This is a genomic window from Burkholderia sp. E168m22 (assembly GCF_001319805.1).
Lineage (GTDB): Bacteria > Pseudomonadota > Gammaproteobacteria > Burkholderiales > Burkholderiaceae > Burkholderia > Burkholderia orbicola.
The window spans coordinates 1-16842 of record NZ_BBSK01000096.1 but is presented as its reverse complement, the minus strand read 5'-3'; the positions used below and the strand labels follow the sequence as shown (position 1 = coordinate 16842).

Sequence of the window (16842 nt, the reverse complement as noted above, 5' to 3'; positions counted from 1 at the left end):
GTCGCGATCGGAAATGTTTCTTCATGAATTTTCGTGAGTGTCGCCACTGGCCCGAAGCGGCCTCTCGGGCCTAACGACGGATTCCGCGGTACAGCGGCCTCTCGCCGATATTTATCGAAAACCTAGTCGAACCGTAGGCGCTATTGCCCCTTGGCCTCTGATCCATTCCATCCATAATATTTGAGGACATTTTTCCAAAACGCCTCCCGAGCCTCGAGTGTTGGAATCGGGTCATAGCGTCGTCTTTCAATATAAGGATTGTCACCGACTTTGTGCCCCGGTGTAGCTATCCAGTCACCGAACACCTCCTCGCCACTTCTTCGACGAGTCATCTGTGCCTCTGTAAACGAGGTCGTCTCGTCACATGAATTCGAGGCTTTCTCGTAGAACCCTGACGCATGTTTAGCAGTTCCAGAAAGTATTTTCCGTAAGTGCATCAAACAAATATTTTTTGGGTTAAACAGTAGCTTCACGTACATCGATATGTCGCTTTGCTGCTCAAGCGACAAACCGAACGTCGTCGGAATTTGTTTCAAGCGGAGTCTGAGGGCTCTCTCCTCGTTGTTGTATACCCACAAATTTATTGGCGGTTCATGGCACTTTGAGTCTGGATCGCCGTATTTACCGTCGCAGTAAACGACGTTTGGCGGTTCTGCAAGCTCGCTGCTATCGAACGATAGGTGAACAAAATACAGTTTACGCTTCAGGAGGGCATTAACTTCGTCCCAATTCACGCGTACGCCGCCACCACAGATGTCCGAAGGCAAGTCATCTTTGCGACACTGCTCGCTGTCGGCGGGAGGTGTGAACATGCGTGACTTGAACTCCGCAAGTAGGCGAGTACGATTTGCGGCCAACAATGCGTCAAAAGCAGCGAGAAGCGTATGAGTATCTAGTACCCATCCCGAAGCCGATCGCATGCTTGGCGTGTCATCTTGGTGAAACCCTTGCGCTCCAAATGCATCAACCGTCAGGACCACGATCTGGTCGCAGTTCGTTAAGAGGCGATGCGAGTCTTCAATCAATGCTCTTTTCACCGCCAGTAGACCAAGGTTGTCAACGTTTCCGCCGTCGATGAGATGGATGAACCTCGGCTTTCCCAACTCCCGCTCGGTCGAGCCTAACCGAAATCGGTTTAGAACGACGGGAGAAAGCAACCCGGGAAACGCTGCAGATGCTGCGACAGCACGGGAGAGAGGCAACGTCGAGTAATTGACACCGATGGAGTCTAGGTCCGACGGTGAAAACGTGAACAGACTCCCGAACGGTCGAGGCTGAAATGCCGTGGTGCCTTCGGCTGTGGCAACGGTAGAATTGATAATAATCTGGGGACGATTTGGATTAAAGTCGCCAAGTGTCAGTTGCCGTTTAGCTGGCGACAGTCCAAACAAAACGCTTGAGTTCAAAGCCGCAAAAAACGCGTCTGTACGATTCGTGTGACCGAAAATGTAGCCGCCAAGGAACTCAGGATTTGCTAGTTGTTCGGCCATGTCGAATTTCAAATTTTCAGCGAGCCGTGTGCGAATCAGTGAATCATTCCATACAGGCCGCCAACTGTCCCCTGTAGTCCGGTCGGTTGAAATGCCGTACAGCGCGGCGGCTAGCGATCCTCCTGACACGGACGAAACAACGTTGATGTAGTTCGTTAGATCAGTTCCGTCGACGTCCTTTAACTCTGATATTACGCGCGCGCCTAAATAGGCAGCTCGAGACCCTCCCCCTGAAATGGTCAAGAAGAATGCGGTATTTTGGCCGCTACCGTTTGCAGAACACACCTGTTTCTGGAGAATTGGTTCGGAGCGGTTTCCGACCGAGAGTGATGCTTCGGGTGATCCGGCGATATTTGGTGCGCATCCAACGGCCAATATTGCAGCGATTAGAAGCGAGGAGATCAAAGCGACTCGGTTTTGCATGTTAAATACGAAAATTATTAGGCCTGTCCCTTATTGTGATGCTCGGTGACCATTGTTTGCGCTATCTATGCACGCACACGACTTTGGCGTGGCCGGTGTCCGAAGAGTGTTGCGCTCCGAACGACAGTTTTCTAATTCGATAGCGAGATACAAGTGGCCGGCAGGCGGTGCATGCGGCCGATTATTCGTGGCCGAATGCCGACAACCTGTCCCATGTTCCCCAAAATTTGCAAAGAACAACAAAAAAGGCCCTTGCGGGCCTTTCGTAGACGAGGTTCGGACAACGCTTACCGAGTCAGCGCCGTAAACCCGTCCAGCAATCGATCGACATCAGCTGCCTGAATCGCGCCCATCGTCGAGATCCGGAACAGTTCCTTTGACAGCCCGCCTTGCCCCGCGTAAATCACGAAGCCACGCGCCTTCAGTCCGTCGTGCAGCGCTTCATACGTCATACCCTGCGGCAACCGATACGCACGCAGGACGACCGACGACGCGCCTTCCGGCAGCACCAGCGGCATGCCGCGCGCAGCAAGCCCGGCTTGAGCCTGGTCGGCAAGCGCCTTGTAATGCGCATGCCGCGCACGCCAACCGCCGGCCTCATCGAACTCGCGCAGCGCCTCGACGAGCGCGTAATACGCATGCACGGACGGCGTAAACGGCGTATTTCGCTGATCCTGCAGCTTCGCGAGACGGCCGAGATCGAGGTAATAGGTACGGCTCGCCGCTTTCGCGAGCGCGCTGCGGCGCACGATCACGAACGCCGCGCCCGGCACGCCGTGCAGGCATTTGTTCGCGGTCGCGGCAACCGCGTCGATGTCGCCGCCGGCGAAGTCGATCGCTTCCGCGCCGAAGCTGCTGACACCGTCCACGAGCATCTTCACGCCGCGCGCACGGCACACTTCTGCAATCGCGCCGAGGTCGTTCAGTCGGCCCGTCGTCGTTTCGTGATGAATCACGGCGACATGCGAATACCCACCCGCATCGAGCTTCGCAGCGATCTGCGCGAGATCGGGCGCCTGCATCCACTCATGCTTCAACACCGCATGCGCGATGCCGTACTGCGTGGCGATCTGCGTGATCCGCTCGCCGTACACGCCGTTCTCGATCACGAGCAGCTTGCCGTCCTGCGGCACGAGCGCCGCGATCATGCTTTCGACGGCGGCCGTGCCCGAGCCCGTCATCAGCACGGCGGCCCATTCGGCCGGATCGAGTTCGTACGCGGCGACGAGGCGCGCGCGCGCTTCATCCTGCAGGTCGAAGAATTCGCTTTCGCGATGACACAGATCGGGTTGCAGCAGGCTGCGGCGCACGCGTTCGGAGAGCGTGACCGGGCCGGGGTTCAGCAGCAGCATCAATGGGCTCCTTCAACGTGGGCTTCGGTCTGCGCGGCGCCGATGTGCCGCATCAGACGGGTCTTGACCTCGACCGGCGTGACGGTCGGGCGGGGCAGGCCGTCGGGTACGCCCGTGCGGATCCCCACGCGAACGAACTGCACACCGGATGGCCGGACCCCGTCGGCTTGAGTGGAAAGCGTCGCATCGAGCACGTCGAGCGTATCGCCTTCGACCGCCGACGCGTAGCCGCACGCGGCCGCGACACCCGCGAACGACACATGCTGCGACACCGTCGCCTGGCCGCCCGTCGATTCGTGCGCGCCGTTGTCGAGCAGCACGTGCGTGAGGTTGGCCGGGCCGTAGGTGCCGAGCGTCGCGAACACGCCCATGCGCATCAGCGCGGCGCCGTCGCCGTCGACGGCCACCACGTGCAGGTCGGGGCGCGCGAGCGCGAGGCCGAGCGCGAGCGGCGTCACGCAGCCCATCGAGCCGACCATGTACAGCTGGTTCGGGCGATCGTCGAGCGCGTAGAGTTCGCGACCGCAGAAACCGGTCGACGCGAGCACGACGGTCGAATCGACCGGCGTATGCGCGATCACGCGCTGCAGCGCGTCGTGACGGGTCGGCCACGCATCGGCCGACGCCGCGCCCGACGCCGATTGCGCGGCGACGTGCGCACGCGGCTTCGCGGCCGGGTTCGCCTTCAGCTCATACGGCGCGACGCTGCCTTTCTGCATCACGAGCGCGTACGGGCGGCCCGTTTCGTCCATGTGCGCGATCGCGCGGTCGAGCGCCGGGCCGACCTGTTCGGGGTCGGTCGGGAACGTCTCCCACGGAATCTCCATCGTATCGAGCATCGCGGGCGTGATCGGGCCCATCAGCGCGTGCTGCGGCTCGTCGGCCACGCCCGGCTGGCCGCGCCACGTGACGATCAGCAATTGCGGCAGGCGGAACGTCCAGGTGAGCGACGTGAGCGGGCTCACCGCGTTGCCGAGCCCCGAGTTCTGCATCATCGCGATCCCGCGCTTGCCGCCGAGCGTCGCGCCTGCGATCAGCGCGACCGCGTCGCCTTCGTTCGCGGCCGACACGTAGTGCAGCGTCGGGTCCTGCAACACGTAATTGATGAACGGCGTCAGGTACGAGCAGGGCACGCCCGCGTACCAGTCGAAGCCGCGTTCGCGCGCGGCCTCGACGAACTGGGCCGCTTCGATCATTGCGCGCCCCCGTTGCCGGTGCCCGGTTCGGACAGCGGCGTCTGGCCGTGCGCGAAGTCGCCCGCGCGGCGGAAGTCTTCCAGGTCGTTGACGCCGCGCCAGTGGCCGTGCACGTACTGCACCTCGATCTTCTCGCCGGCGGCGATCAGTTCGTTCAGCAGCGACGGAATGTCGAGCGTGTCGAAATCAGGGCGCGCCTGCAGCGTCGCGAGCATCGCCTTCAGGCGATCGACGCCCGCGCCGCGCACGTTCAGCAGGCCGATCCAGCGGCCGTGCGGCGTGCTCGTGGCGACGTCGCTCGACACACGTTGCAGGTAGGTCTTCTGGCCGAACAGGCCGCGATCGTCGGCCGCCGAGCAGAGGGCGAAGTCGCGCACGCTCTGGTTGGTCTCGGTGAGCGACGAATCGACCACCACGCTGAACTCGGCCTCGCTCTCCGCGAGGTCGCGCACGATGTAGCTGCGGAACAGCAGATCGCCGTACGAGATCACGGTGTCGCCGGTCAGGCGTTCGGCCGCGCAGGCGAGCGACGCGAGCTCGCCCGTTTCCGCGTGGCGCTCGTTGACGACGAGCTTGATGCCCGACGTATCGATCGCATCGGCGCGATAGCCGCCGACCACGGTGATGTCGTTTACGCCATGCGTCTTGAAGCCGTCGACGAGCCAGCGCAGCAGCGGCTTGCCGGCGACCGGCAGCATGACCTTCGGCTTGTCTTCGGTCACGGCTTCGAGGCCCTTGCCGCGGCTCGCGGCGAGCACGATCGCGGCATTCGACGCGCGCGACGACGACGACAGGTAGATACGCTCGGCGGCCGAGTACTCGTCGGCGTCCTGCAGGCGGAAGATCTCGTTGACCGATGCCACGCGGTCCTCGACGTTGATCAGCGTTTCGCTCTCGTGGATCTCGCGCGCGGTCGCCTGCATCGCGGATGCCGACGCGCGGATCAGATGATTCGCCCAGATCACGGTGCTGATGCCGGCCTGGCGGAACACGTCGGTCGGCGTGCTGTAGTACTTGGTCGGCACGATCACGAGCGGCGCCTTGCCGCTCCATTCGCGCGCGAACTGCAGGATCTCGTCCGGGCGCGACAGCTTGCTGTGGATCAGGATCGCGTCGGCGCCGGCTTCCGCATACGCGTTCGCGCGGCGCAGCGCCTCGTCCATCCCCCAGCCCGCGATCAGCGCCTCGACGCGCGCGACGATCGAGAAGTCGGGATCGGTCTGCGAATCCTTGCCGGCCTTGATCTTGCCGCAGAACTCGTCGATTTCCGCGAGCGGCTGGCGCTCGCCGCCGATGAAGCTGTTCGTCTTCGGGAACTGCTTGTCCTCGATGCACACGCCCGCGATGCCGCGCTGTTCGAGCTTCTTCACGAGGCGGCGCACGTTGTTGAAGTTGCCGTAGCCGGTGTCGCCGTCGAGCAGGATCGGCAGGTCGCTCGCGTCAGCCATGAATTCGAGCACGTCGACGACTTGCGTCCAGCTCGCTTCGTTGTTGTCGCGCACGCCGAACTGCGCGGAGATCGCGAGGCCCGACGCCCAGATACCCTTGAAGCCGGCCTCGCGGACGATCCGCGCGGACAGGCCGTTGTGCGCTTCCATCAGGAATTCGAGATCGCTGCTGACGAGCATGCGGCGCAGGCGCGCGCTGCGTGATTCGGTGAAGTTGGGTTCGCGTGCGTTCATCGTGCGGCTCCGGCGGTGGTGCGTTGAATCAGGGGAAGAATGTCTTGCGTCGCGCGTGCGACGTCGTTCGGGAAATCGATCTCGATCCACGGCAAGCCGGTGACGTCGGCGACGTCGAACGAATGGCCGCCTTCGAGCAGCAGGTCGCGCACGGCTTCCTCGTGCGGCATGTTCGCGCGGCCGCTGTCGACGTAGCCCGCGACGAGGGTCGCGAGGCGGCGCGCGGTGCCTTCGGTGAAGCGGAAGAAGCCGACCGATTCGCCGATCGTGTCGTAGTCGAGGTCGACCGCGAGCTGCTTGCGCAGCTCGACCGGCACGCCGTTCTTCAGGCACAGCTTGACGGGTTCGTCGCCGGCCTCGAAGTCGCGGTCGATCAGCAGGCGGTCGACCGTCTTGTCGGCATCGGCCACCAGCGCGTGCAGGATGTTCTCGTCGTACAGCACGTCCGCGTCCATCAGCAGCACGTCGCCGCCGCGCGTCATCGCATCGGCGACGGTATGCACGGTCAGCACGCTGCCGAGGTCGTAGCGCTCGTTGATCACGATCTCGGCGGTGCGGCCGAGGCGCTTCAGTTCCTGCTCGACCTTCTCGTGCTGGAAGCCGAGCCCGAGCACGATTTCATCGACGCCCGCGGCGTCGAGCACACGCAGATGGCGCTCGAGCAGCGACACGTCGTCGAAGCGCAGCAGGCACTTCGGGAACTGCGCCTCGGGCGGTTGTTGCAGGCGCAAGCCGAGGCCTGCCGCAAGAATGATGGCTCGCATGGGTTCTCCAACCAAAAAGCCGGCGATCTGAACGATCAGTCGGCGAGCGGCTGCGGCGCACGGCGCCGCTGCCAGTTTCTTTCACTGAAATGCAGATAGAGCAGGCCGGGCAGGCCGAGCGCGAGTTCGCGCGCGCGCTTCGCGAGCGACAGCGCGAGCGCCGCGTCGGGCGGCAAGCCGACCAGCGGCGCGAGCAGCAGGTAGCCGCCTTCCTGCGCGCCGAGCGAGCCCGGGATCGCGAAGGCTGCGCCACGAATCGCCTGGCCGACGCTTTCGAGCAGCAGCGCGTCGAGCCAGCTCACCGGGTGCCCGAGGAAGTGCAGCGCGAGCCACACTTCCGCGGTGCCGACGATCCAGCCCGCGAGACTCAACGCGAAGGTCTTCGCGACTTTCGCGCGATCGCGGTACAGCGCGCCGACCGCGTCGTCGATCGCGTCGGCGCGCGTGGCCAGCGACGACCAGTCGCGCGGGCCGAGCAGCTTCGACGCGAGGCGCAGGCCGCGGCCGAACAGCCCGCGCCGCTGTGCCGCGTAGAACGCGACGGCGAGCGCGCCGAGCACGCCGGTGGCGATCAGCGCGGGCGTGCGCAGATACGCGACCGACTCGTGCGTCGCATACAGGCTGAACGCGGCGATGCCGATCAGCGCGAACGCCATCTGCGCGAGCGCCTGCATCGTCGTGCTGACGGTCACGGCGGCGGCCGCGTCGGCCATCCGCGTGCCGCGCTGCGCGAGGTGGCGCACCATCAGCACCGGGCCGCCGATCTGCCCGGCGGGCAGCAGGCTGTTCACCGATTCGCCGACCCAGCGCGCGCGCAGCGCGTTGCCGAGTTCGGCGCCCGGCTGCCCGCGGCGGAACATCACGGAGATCGCGACCGCGTCGATCGCGAGCGGCACGACGTGGAACGCCGCGACGAGCGCGAGGCCCCAGCCGGCCGCGAGGAACGTGGACGCCACCGCGCCGACGCCCTGCCAGGCCAGCAGTGCGATGAAGAGTGCGGTCCCGAGGGACAGCAGGATGAGGCCCGCGCGTGTCATGACCCGCTCGTGCGTCGCGTCGCCAGTTGCTTGAACACCTGGCGGAAACCGAAATACGCGATCGCGTCCTTCATGTTCGAGATGAAGCGCTTCCACGGCCGCATGCCGGGGTTCGTCACGTATTCGAACGTGAGCGACACGCGCATCTCGTTCTGGCCGAGCGGCGTGATGCGGTGGCGCAGCTTGTCGCCGTCGAACAGCACGATGCCGCCGTCGGCGATCTGCACGGAGCCCGGTTCGTCGGCGACGTCCGGGTTGCGCGTATGCAGCTCGTAGTCGAGCCGGCACGACGATTCGTCGATCACGCCGATCAGCAGCGTGTAGCGCCGGCCGTCGTAGTACGACGTGTCGTAGTGCCAGCCGATGTGGTCGCCGGGCTTCGTGTAGTAATACAGCGCGTACGCGTGCGGATCGTCGGCCGGCGACAGCATCAGCTTGTCGCCGGTGATCTTCTCGAGGAAGGAGATGAGTGCCTTCGAGCGGTACAGCTCGGCGATGTACGGCGCCTGCTCGTCGATCGTATGGCGGCTCACGCTGCCGCCCTGCTTGTGGCCGGGCAGGTAATTGCGGTTCAGGCCGGCCTGCATCGCGCGGGCGGCGTTCGCCAGCTTCGCGTGCGCGTCGGGCGGCAGGAACGCGTCGAGATAGAGGAACGAGCCCTGGCGCGTGTAGTCGCCGCGCAGGCGGTCGAGGTCGAGCTGGCCGACGCAGTCGGCCACGGTGCGGTCGGGATCGGCCGCGGCCGCGCGCACGGGCGCGGGGCGTGCCGGGCTCAGCACGGAATCGTCGCGCGTGCTAGGAGTCATTTGGAAGCCTGGATTTCGGTTGGGTTCTGCGCGGCCGGGTTCTGCGGAAGGTTGCCGCGCCGCACGATGCGCCACCAGTCGATCACGACCCAGGCGGCGAACAGCGGGGCGCCGATCGACGCCGCGAGCAGGAACGGCTCGACGCCGTCCACGAGCGTCACGATCGGCAGCAGGTACAGCACGTCTTCGGTCTCGAAGCCGCCGGCGAACGCCTGCTTGGTGCCGGCCTTGCCGGCGATCGACTCGATCCGCATGCGCAGGAAGAAAATCAGTGCGACGGCCGCGCCGGCCACCGCGCCGAGCAGCACCGGCGACGCGGCCATCTGGCCGCCCTGCGCGACGATGCCGACGCCCATGCTGACGAACAGCGCGACCGTTACGAGCGCATCCGCCGCGAGGTCGTAAAAATGACCGATCTTGCTGGACTTGCCGCTGATGCGCGCGAGCTCGCCGTCGGTGTGGTCGACGAAGTTCGACAGCACGATCAGGAACGCGCCTGCATTGCTCCAGCCGAAACCGCCGTGCGCGAGGCACCAGGCGCCGGCGAGGCCGATCAGCAGACGAAGGGTAGTGAGGTGATTCGGGGTGACCGGCGTATCGACGAGCGGTCGGACAAGCGAGCGCGCGAGCCGCGCATCCCAGGTGCGTGGCGGGGGCGGCTCGGGTCGTGTGGCGGTTTTTCTTTGGTCCATCGGCGAAATATATACGGAATTGTAATTTGGTGCTTTTTATTCGATCAATGTCCTGACATACGGGAGTGTTACCGCGTCTTGCAGGCATCGGCCGGTTCAAAAACACACCTATGAACGAGGCGGCCAACCGGGCCGCCGGACCCGTCTTCCAGTGTGGTCCGCATCGCGCGGCTGTCAAGGCCGGACGGGCCTCGTAGGCCGATCCGACCGGGTTTTTCGCGCCGGTCGGCGATCGCGAACCGGCGATTCGCTCGATGCTTTCATGTGCCTTTCGCGTGCGCCCGGCGCGGGCGGATCGCCTGTCACAGAACGGTCGTTCGATACCCGGCAAATCCGGCAAGGATCTTTTGCATCCAGCGGACATTTCGCAGCGATGGCCTCTGCGATACTCCGGACCGTGCCCGTGGTGCCGGGCCGCCCCTCGCGGCCCCAAGGGCTTCGCGTCGCTCAGGAGACACCCCCCGCGACGTCAACGACAGACCCAAGCGTCAGATAACCAGCCATGTCTTCTTCACGCATCCTCGCTCCCGCCCTGCGTTCGCTCGTCCGCACCGCCGACGAAGCCGCCGCGCTGATCCGCCCCGGCATGACCGTCGCCATGAGCGGCTTCACCGGGTCGGGCTATCCGAAGGCCGTGCCGGCCGCGCTGGCCGCCCATATCGACGCGGCGCACGCGCGCGGCGAGGACTTCCGGATCAACGTACTGACGGGCGCGTCGACCGCACCGGAACTCGACGGCGCGCTCGCCCGCACCAACGGCATCTCGATGCGCTTGCCGTACCAGTCCGACCCGACGTTGCGCGACAAGATCAACGGCGGCGAAGTCGATTACCAGGACGTCCACCTGAGCCACGTCGCGCAATACGCGTGGTTCGGGCTGTACGGCGACCTCGACGTCGCGATCGTCGAGGTCGCGGGCATCCGCGAGGACGGCCTGCTGATCCCGTCCGCGTCGATCGGCAACAACAAGACCTGGCTGGAGCGCGCGAAGCACGTGATCCTCGAAGTGAATGCGCGCCAGCCGCTCGGCCTCGACGGGATGCACGACATCTATTACGGCACCGCGCTGCCGCCGCACCGCAAGCCGATTCCGCTGACGAAGAGCGACGACCGGATCGGCGAGCCGTACCTGCGCTGTCCTGCCGACAAGATCGTCGCGATCGTCGAGACCGACGCGCCCGATCGCAGCAATGCATTCTCCGCGCCGGATGCGACGTCCAAGCAGATCGCGCTGCAACTGATCGATTTCCTGCGCCACGAAGTGAAGCGCGGCCGCCTGCCGGAAAACCTGCTGCCGCTGCAGTCGGGCGTCGGCAACATCACGAACGCGGTGCTCGCGGAGCTCAGCTCGGCCGGCTTCTCGAACCTGACGGCCTACACCGAGGTGATCCAGGACGGCATGCTCGACCTGCTCGACGACGGCACGCTGAGCTTCGCGTCGGCCACCGCGCTGTCGCTGAGCCCGGCCGCCGTGCAGCGTTTCGCCGACGAAATCGCGACGTTCCGCGAGAAGATCGTGCTGCGCCCGCAGGAGATCAGCAACCATCCGGAGCTCGTGCGCCGGCTCGGCTGCATCGCGATGAACGGGATGATCGAAGCCGACATCTACGGCAACGTGAACTCGACGCACGTGATGGGCACGAAGATCCAGAACGGCATCGGCGGCTCGGGCGACTTCGCGCGCAACGGCTACCTGTCGTGCTTCATGTCGGCGAGCACCGCGAAGGGCGGGGCGATCTCGCGGATCGTGCCGATGGCGAGCCACGTCGACCATACCGAGCACGATGTCGCGGTGGTCGTCACCGAGCAGGGGCTGGCCGACCTGCGCGGCCTGTCGCCGAAGCAGCGCGCGCGCAAGATCATCGCGACCTGCGCGCACCCGGACTATCGCCCGATGCTCGAGGACTACTTCGAGCGGGCGTCGCGCGACAGCTTCGGCAAGCACACGCCGCACCTGCTCGCCGAGGCGCTGTCGTGGCACGAACGCTACGTGCGCACCGGGACGATGAAGGCCTGACGCGGCCTCGGACGGGCGCATGCGCGCCCGTCAATCCAGCGCCGCATGCGCGACGTCGACACTCGCCGTTTTCTGCGGCGGGCGGATCAGCAGCAACAGCGGGATCATCAGCAGCGTCGCGACGAACATCAGCTTGAAATCGTTCAGGTACGCGATCATCGCGGCCTGCTGGTTGATCGTGCGGTCGAGCAGCGCGAGGTCGACACGGCTGCCGGCCAGCGCCTGCACGGCCGGGTCGAACGGCGTGATGTGGGTCGCGAGGTCGGCATGCGCGACCTGCGTGTTGCGCGTCATCAGCGTCTGCACGATCGAGATGCCGATACTGCTGCCGATGTTGCGCATCAGGCTGTAGGTGGCCGTGCCGTCCGCGCGCAGCTCGGGCGGCAGCGTCGAGAACGACAGCGCGCTCAGCGGCACGAACACGAGCCCGAGGCCGAAGCCCTGGATCACGCCGGGCCATACGATGTCCGCTTCGGACAGCACGATCGTGTACTGCATCATCTGCCACAGCGCGAGCGCGGAAATCGCCAGCCCGGCGAGCAGCAGCATCCGCGCATCCACGTATTTCAGCAGCCTCCCGACGAACAGCATCGCGATCATCGTGCCGGCGCCGCTCGGCGCGGTGACGAGGCCCGTCGTCGCGACCGGATAGCCCATCAGGTTCTGCAGCATCGGCGGCAGCAGCGCGCGAGTGGCATACAGCACCGCGCCGACCACGAAGATGAACAGCGTGCCCGTCGCGAAATTCGGATCGCGCAGCAATTCCGACTTGAAGAACGACGCCTTGCCGACGGTCGCCGTGTGTGCGAGGAAGAACGCGAAGCTCAGGGCCGCGACGAGCGCCTCGATGCGGATCTCGTACGAACCGAACCAGTCGAGCTGCTCGCCGCGATCGAGCATCGCCTGGAACGCGCCGATCGCGAGCGCGAGCGTCGCGAAGCCGAACGCGTCGAATTTCACGTGCGGACGCGGCGCGCGTGCCGGCAGGAAGGTCATCACGCCGGCGAGCGCGAACGCGCCGATCGGCACGTTGATGAAGAACACCCAGCGCCAGTTGTAGCTGTCGGTGAGCCAGCCGCCGAGCGTCGGGCCGAGAATGGGGCCGACCATCACGCCCATTCCCCAGATCGCCATTGCCTGGCCCTGTTTCTCGCGCGGATTGATGTCGAGCAGGATCGATTGCGACAGCGGCACCAGTGCGGCGCCGAACACACCCTGCAGCAGCCGCGCGCCGACGATCTGCACGAGCGTCTCCGACAGCCCGCACAGCGCCGACGCCACCGTGAAGCCCGCAATCGATACGATCAGCAGCCGCTTCACGCTGAGCCGGTCGGACAGCCAGCCGGTGAGCGGCGTCGCGATCGCCGCCGCGACGATGTAGGAGGTCAGCACCCACGTGATTTCGTCCTGCGACGCGGACAGCGTGCCCTGCATGTGCGGCAGCGCGACGTTCGCGATGGTGCTGTCGAGGGTCTGGATCAGCGTGGCGAGCATGATCGACAGGGTCAGCATCGGCCGGTTCAGGGCGGGCGAGGAGGGGGTATCGGCGGCGTCGGCGGCGGGGTTCAAGCGGTGTCTCCGTGGGGCGGCCGCCGTGGTCAGCGATCCGGTATGGCGTAAATTATAAGCATGCTTATTATATAGCCGCTTATCGCTGGGTCGCGAGCCACGGGCCGGTTCCGGCTTGACCCTATAATCGCCGCATGGACAAGACCTACGAGAACCGGATCGGTTACCTGATCGCCGACGTGGCCCGTCTGAACGGACGCCTGTTCGACCGGCGCGCGAAGCGCATCGGGCTGACGCGGGCGCAAAGCCGCGTGCTCGCGTACCTCACGTGGAAGGGCGAGATGAACCAGGCGCGGCTCGCCGAATGGCTCGAGATCACGCCGATCTCGCTCACGCGGCTGCTCGACCGGATGGAAAGCTATGGCTGGATCGAACGCATCGCGAACGACGACGACCGCCGCGCGTTCGTGATCCGGCTGACCGACAAGTCGCGCGAGATCTTTCCGCAGATGCTGGAGGTGGGCGATACCGTCGCCGACGACGGGCTGCGCGGCTTCACGCCCGACGAGCGCGATACGCTGGTGCGGCTGCTCGGGCGGGTGCGCCGCAACCTGATCGACTGCGGCGGCGAGTGACGCGGGTGTCCGGCCGGGCGCACCGGGCAACGGGAATGCGTGGTGAATCCCGGCCGCGTGTACGGGGACGGTGAAGGAGGCCGAGGGGATGCCGGTGCGCTGCTTAACGCGACAGCGCCGCCAGCATGTACGCCGCAAGATAGAGTCCCACCCCGTACGACAGATGCGTGACGAGGCTGCGCCGGCGCGCGACACCCGGCTGCGGCGTGCGCGACGCCGCGATGCCGAAGCCGAACGCCGGCTGCATCACGAAGAACGGCGCGACCACGCTCGCGAGCCCGGCGACGAGTGCGGGAAGCGGCGTCGGCGCATCGATCCATGCCGGGCCGGCGATCAGCACGGGTAGTGCCGCGAACGCGATGCCGATCGCGTAATGCGCGACCCAGCCGAGCGCGCGTTCGCCGGGCACGGGTGCGGCGGCGACGATCGACGCATGCCGGAACCGGCCGTGCATCATGTGGCCGAGCCAGCGGCCGACCAGTGCGTAGTCGAGCGACGGAATCCCGAACGCTTGCCGCCGGAACAGCGTCCATAGGTCCATCAACAGCGTGGCGCCCGCGCCGATCAACAGCAATTTGAGCAGGATGTCGGATGGGCTCATCGCACACCTCCGCTACGGACGGCGATGGCGATGCGGCACGACGGAATACGACGCGGGTTCAACGGTTTCATGGCGGTCCGGGCTTGTCTTCATGGAGTCGAGCGACTATCTTGCAACTTCAAGTTCACTTGAGGTCAAGCATGAGCCGACTGGACATTGCGGACGTTGCGCGGCGCACGGGGCTGCCCGCATCGACGCTGCGTTACTACGAGGAAAAAGGGCTGATCGTTCCGATTGGCCGGCATGGGCTGCGGCGGCAATACGACGAGGCGGTGCTGGAGCGCCTGGCGTTGATCGCGCTCGGCCGCGAGGCCGGTTTCTCGCTCGACGACATCCTCGCGATGGTCGGCGCGGAGGGGCGACCCGCGATCGATCGCGCGAAACTCGACGGCAAGGCCGACGAGCTCGACCGCACGATCCGCCGTCTCGGCGCCGTGCGCGATGCGCTGCGGCATGCGGCCGTGTGCCCGGCCGCGAACCATCTCGAATGTCCGTCGTTCCAGAAACTGCTGCGCATTGCCGCACATCGTCATCCGGCGCGCCGGGCGAAGGGGGAAGGTGCGTAGCCGGCGGGCCGGCGCGAAGCGGGCGGTGCGGTAGCGGGTCGGCAGGAAGGCGGCGACGTGGCGACGCCATCGGCTTGACGTGCCGGGTCGAGAAAAGGCGAAGCCGTCAGTGGGGCTTTCGATTTAAGCGAAGCCGCCTACGCCGGACTCACCCCGCGTAATACACGCGGCATTCCATCTCGCGCCCGCGCACGATCCGCTTGCCGACGAGCGCGCCGTACGTTTCGGTGAAGACGGTGCGCTGGTGCTCGCACTGCACGGCGTCGTAGAAGTAGAGCGAGACCCAGTCGGTCGGTCGATCGGCTTCCGGCGTGCGCATGGCCGCGTGCTGGCTCAGCGCCGTGAAATGCCAGCCGCCCTTGGTCATGTGCATCACCGGCGGCGGCACGTAACCGTCCGCGTTCAGGCGTCGGTGCGCGAGCGTCGGCAGCACGCCCGCGGCCGCCTTGTTGCGGTACTGGCGATCGATGTACAGCAGCAGTTCGACGGGCGGTTCCGTGCCGGGGCCGGCGCTTTGCATGTGGCCTTGCCAGCGCCGGCGGCGGCTCAGCACGTCGTCGAGCGCGGCGCGGATGCCGACCGCGCGCCGCGGGCCGACGCCCGCGATCGTTTCGAGCTGGCCGTTGCGCGCCGCGCGTTCGAGCTCCTCCAGCGTGTCGATGTGCAGCGCGTCATGAATGCGCAGCGCGAGCGCGTGGCCGATGCCCGGCACCGCTTCGAACGCCGACGCGCGTTCCGCGTCACCGCGCAAGCGGTCGAGCTGGCGCCAGCGGCCCGTCACCAGCAGCTCGGCGATCGCCTGCGCGACGCCCGCGCCGATGTCGGGCAGCGCGCCGAGCGCCTCGACGCCGCCGGTGTCGAACACGCCGCGGATGTCGCGGTCGAGCGCGTCGACCGTATCGGCTGCGGCGCGGTACGCGGCCACCCGGTACGGGTTCGCGCCCTGGTCGACGAGCCACTGCGCGGCCTCGCGCAGGCAGGCCGCGACAGGCCGGTTTTCCTCGTACGTCTGGCTGACGGTCGACTGCATGGCAAGGGACCCGGAAAGCACAAACGGAATGGACGCGGCGAACGATGCGCCGGTCGGCTGTCAACCATTGTCGCGACGCGCGATGAAGAAAACTTGATGCGCGTCAATGGCAAACGTAACACAGGCGCGCGGCGCACGGTCGTGCCGGAACGCGGCACGACCGTGCGCGTTGCGCGATGCGCTTACGCGTCGAGAAACGACTGTGCGTTCTCGGCTTCGGCGGCCGTACGCAGCGCGGCGAGCGCCCGTTTCTCGATCTGCCGGACACGCTCGCGCGACATCCCCGCATCCTGCGCGATCGCGTCGTAGGTGTCGGGCTCGGCGCCGCCGAGGCCGAACCGCCGGCGCAGCACGTCGGCCTCGGTCGGCGTGACCGAGCGCAGCAGCGATCGCACGCAGTCGCGCATGCGCGTGTCGGCCAGTTGCTCGAACGGGCTGGCCGATGCCTGGTCCTCGATCAGTTCCACGAGGCCGGTGTCTGCGTCCGGCAGCGGCGTATCGAGCGAGACCGGCTCGGCGGGCAGCGCGAGCACCGCACGCAGCTTGTCTTCGGCGAGGCCGGTTTCAGCCGCGAGCTCGGCCGGCGTGGCGCGGCGGCCCGTGCGCTGGCGAAAGCGCAGTGCATGCCGCTGCACGCGCTGGTACTGATCGCCGACGTGCACCGGCACGCGGATCGTACGCGAGCGATCCGCGACCGCGCGTGCGATCGCCTGGCGAATCCACCAGGTCGCATAGGTCGAGAACTTGAACCCACGCCGGTATTCGAATTTCTCGATCGCGCGCATCAGGCCGAGACAGCCGTCCTGCACGAGGTCGGACAGATCGACGCCGCGGTTCAGGTACTTGCGCGCGATCGACAGCACGAGCCGCAGGTTCGCCTCGAGCATCGCCCGCGTCGCGTCGCGCACTTTTTGCTGGCCGTCGCTCAACGCGGCTGCAAGTGCGCGCCGTGCGACCGCGTCGAAGTACGCGGCGTCGACCGCCGACGGATCATCGGAGGCGGCCGCGAGCGCGCGCACGGTACGGCTTGCGTCGTCGACGG

Annotated in this window: 15 protein-coding genes; 3 read left to right on the top strand and 12 right to left on the bottom strand. The window is 66.1% G+C overall.

The window, feature by feature from the left end; genetic code table 11:
- Positions 1-140 precede the first annotated feature (140 nt).
- The 8 genes from AP428_RS35610 to AP428_RS21575 all read right to left on the bottom strand — a co-directional run bounded on the left by AP428_RS35610 (position 141) and on the right by AP428_RS21575 (position 9442).
- On the bottom strand, positions 141-1913 hold the full coding sequence (locus AP428_RS35610) for a patatin-like phospholipase family protein (RefSeq protein WP_011547946.1): 1773 nt from the start codon (positions 1911-1913) through the stop codon (positions 141-143).
- A 287-nt stretch (positions 1914-2200) separates the two neighbouring features.
- Positions 2201-3265: a 2-aminoethylphosphonate aminotransferase gene (locus tag AP428_RS21605; protein WP_011547945.1), complete on the bottom strand. Its 1065-nt coding sequence runs from the start codon at positions 3263-3265 to the stop codon at positions 2201-2203.
- The gene (gene aepY / locus AP428_RS21600; RefSeq protein ID WP_011547944.1) at positions 3265-4461 is read right to left on the bottom strand and encodes a phosphonopyruvate decarboxylase; all 1197 of its coding nucleotides are present in this window, start codon (positions 4459-4461) and stop codon (positions 3265-3267) included. The genes AP428_RS21605 and aepY overlap by 1 nt, the downstream gene beginning before the upstream one ends.
- Positions 4458-6143, bottom strand: a complete 1686-nt coding sequence (gene aepX / locus AP428_RS21595) for a phosphoenolpyruvate mutase (RefSeq protein WP_011547943.1) — start codon at positions 6141-6143, stop codon at positions 4458-4460. The genes aepY and aepX overlap by 4 nt, the downstream gene beginning before the upstream one ends.
- Positions 6140-6907, bottom strand: a complete 768-nt coding sequence (locus tag AP428_RS21590) for an NTP transferase domain-containing protein (RefSeq protein ID WP_011547942.1) — start codon at positions 6905-6907, stop codon at positions 6140-6142. The genes aepX and AP428_RS21590 overlap by 4 nt, the downstream gene beginning before the upstream one ends.
- A 35-nt stretch (positions 6908-6942) precedes the next feature.
- Positions 6943-7944, bottom strand: a complete 1002-nt coding sequence (locus AP428_RS21585) for an HpnL family protein (protein ID WP_011694706.1) — start codon at positions 7942-7944, stop codon at positions 6943-6945.
- On the bottom strand, positions 7941-8750 hold the full coding sequence (locus tag AP428_RS21580) for a 2OG-Fe(II) oxygenase (RefSeq protein ID WP_011694707.1): 810 nt from the start codon (positions 8748-8750) through the stop codon (positions 7941-7943). Before AP428_RS21580 ends, AP428_RS21585 begins: the two co-directional genes overlap by 4 nt.
- Positions 8747-9442, bottom strand: a complete 696-nt coding sequence (locus AP428_RS21575; protein WP_011547939.1) for a CDP-alcohol phosphatidyltransferase family protein — start codon at positions 9440-9442, stop codon at positions 8747-8749. The genes AP428_RS21580 and AP428_RS21575 overlap by 4 nt, the downstream gene beginning before the upstream one ends.
- A 502-nt stretch (positions 9443-9944) precedes the next feature.
- On the opposite strand from AP428_RS21575, the gene AP428_RS21570 reads away from it, so the two are divergent.
- A complete protein-coding gene (locus AP428_RS21570) occupies positions 9945-11459 on the top strand; it encodes an acetyl-CoA hydrolase/transferase family protein (RefSeq protein ID WP_011547938.1) in 1515 nt (504 codons plus the stop codon).
- A 30-nt stretch (positions 11460-11489) separates the two neighbouring features.
- Here AP428_RS21570 and AP428_RS21565 read toward each other — a convergent pair whose 3' ends face one another.
- A complete protein-coding gene (locus AP428_RS21565; protein ID WP_011694708.1) occupies positions 11490-13028 on the bottom strand; it encodes a DHA2 family efflux MFS transporter permease subunit in 1539 nt (512 codons plus the stop codon).
- 134 nt (positions 13029-13162) lie between these two features.
- Between AP428_RS21565 and AP428_RS21560 the strand changes: the two genes are divergently transcribed.
- A complete protein-coding gene (locus AP428_RS21560; RefSeq protein WP_011547936.1) occupies positions 13163-13603 on the top strand; it encodes a MarR family winged helix-turn-helix transcriptional regulator in 441 nt (146 codons plus the stop codon).
- A gap of 103 nt (positions 13604-13706) precedes the next feature.
- Here the strand turns inward: AP428_RS21560 and AP428_RS21555 are convergent, their stop codons facing one another.
- Positions 13707-14204 carry a DUF2938 domain-containing protein gene (locus AP428_RS21555; protein ID WP_011547935.1) on the bottom strand — a complete coding sequence of 166 codons (498 nt, stop codon included), beginning with the start codon at positions 14202-14204 and terminating at the stop codon, positions 13707-13709.
- A 140-nt stretch (positions 14205-14344) separates the two neighbouring features.
- Between AP428_RS21555 and AP428_RS21550 the strand changes: the two genes are divergently transcribed.
- The gene (locus AP428_RS21550; RefSeq protein WP_011547934.1) at positions 14345-14770 is read left to right on the top strand and encodes a helix-turn-helix domain-containing protein; all 426 of its coding nucleotides are present in this window, start codon (positions 14345-14347) and stop codon (positions 14768-14770) included.
- 148 nt (positions 14771-14918) lie between these two features.
- On the opposite strand, the gene AP428_RS21545 is transcribed toward AP428_RS21550, so the two are convergent.
- Positions 14919-15800 carry a helix-hairpin-helix domain-containing protein gene (locus AP428_RS21545; RefSeq protein ID WP_011547933.1) on the bottom strand — a complete coding sequence of 294 codons (882 nt, stop codon included), beginning with the start codon at positions 15798-15800 and terminating at the stop codon, positions 14919-14921.
- A 182-nt stretch (positions 15801-15982) separates the two neighbouring features.
- Positions 15983-16842, bottom strand: an 860-nt coding sequence (locus tag AP428_RS21540; protein WP_156349343.1) for an RNA polymerase sigma factor RpoD/SigA, incomplete at its 5' end; no start/stop codon positions are given.

Coding starts and splice junctions, on each gene's coding strand:
- AP428_RS35610 (WP_011547946.1), bottom strand. CDS start 1,913: ATGCAAAACCGAGTCGCTTTGATCTCCTCGCTTCTAATCGCTGCAATA.
- AP428_RS21605 (WP_011547945.1), bottom strand. CDS start 3,265: ATGCTGCTGCTGAACCCCGGCCCGGTCACGCTCTCCGAACGCGTGCGC.
- aepY (WP_011547944.1), bottom strand. CDS start 4,461: ATGATCGAAGCGGCCCAGTTCGTCGAGGCCGCGCGCGAACGCGGCTTC.
- aepX (WP_011547943.1), bottom strand. CDS start 6,143: ATGAACGCACGCGAACCCAACTTCACCGAATCACGCAGCGCGCGCCTG.
- AP428_RS21590 (WP_011547942.1), bottom strand. CDS start 6,907: ATGCGAGCCATCATTCTTGCGGCAGGCCTCGGCTTGCGCCTGCAACAA.
- AP428_RS21585 (WP_011694706.1), bottom strand. CDS start 7,944: ATGACACGCGCGGGCCTCATCCTGCTGTCCCTCGGGACCGCACTCTTC.
- AP428_RS21580 (WP_011694707.1), bottom strand. CDS start 8,750: ATGACTCCTAGCACGCGCGACGATTCCGTGCTGAGCCCGGCACGCCCC.
- AP428_RS21575 (WP_011547939.1), bottom strand. CDS start 9,442: ATGGACCAAAGAAAAACCGCCACACGACCCGAGCCGCCCCCGCCACGC.
- AP428_RS21570 (WP_011547938.1), top strand. CDS start 9,945: ATGTCTTCTTCACGCATCCTCGCTCCCGCCCTGCGTTCGCTCGTCCGC.
- AP428_RS21560 (WP_011547936.1), top strand. CDS start 13,163: ATGGACAAGACCTACGAGAACCGGATCGGTTACCTGATCGCCGACGTG.
- AP428_RS21555 (WP_011547935.1), bottom strand. CDS start 14,204: ATGAGCCCATCCGACATCCTGCTCAAATTGCTGTTGATCGGCGCGGGC.
- AP428_RS21550 (WP_011547934.1), top strand. CDS start 14,345: ATGAGCCGACTGGACATTGCGGACGTTGCGCGGCGCACGGGGCTGCCC.
- AP428_RS21545 (WP_011547933.1), bottom strand. CDS start 15,800: ATGCAGTCGACCGTCAGCCAGACGTACGAGGAAAACCGGCCTGTCGCG.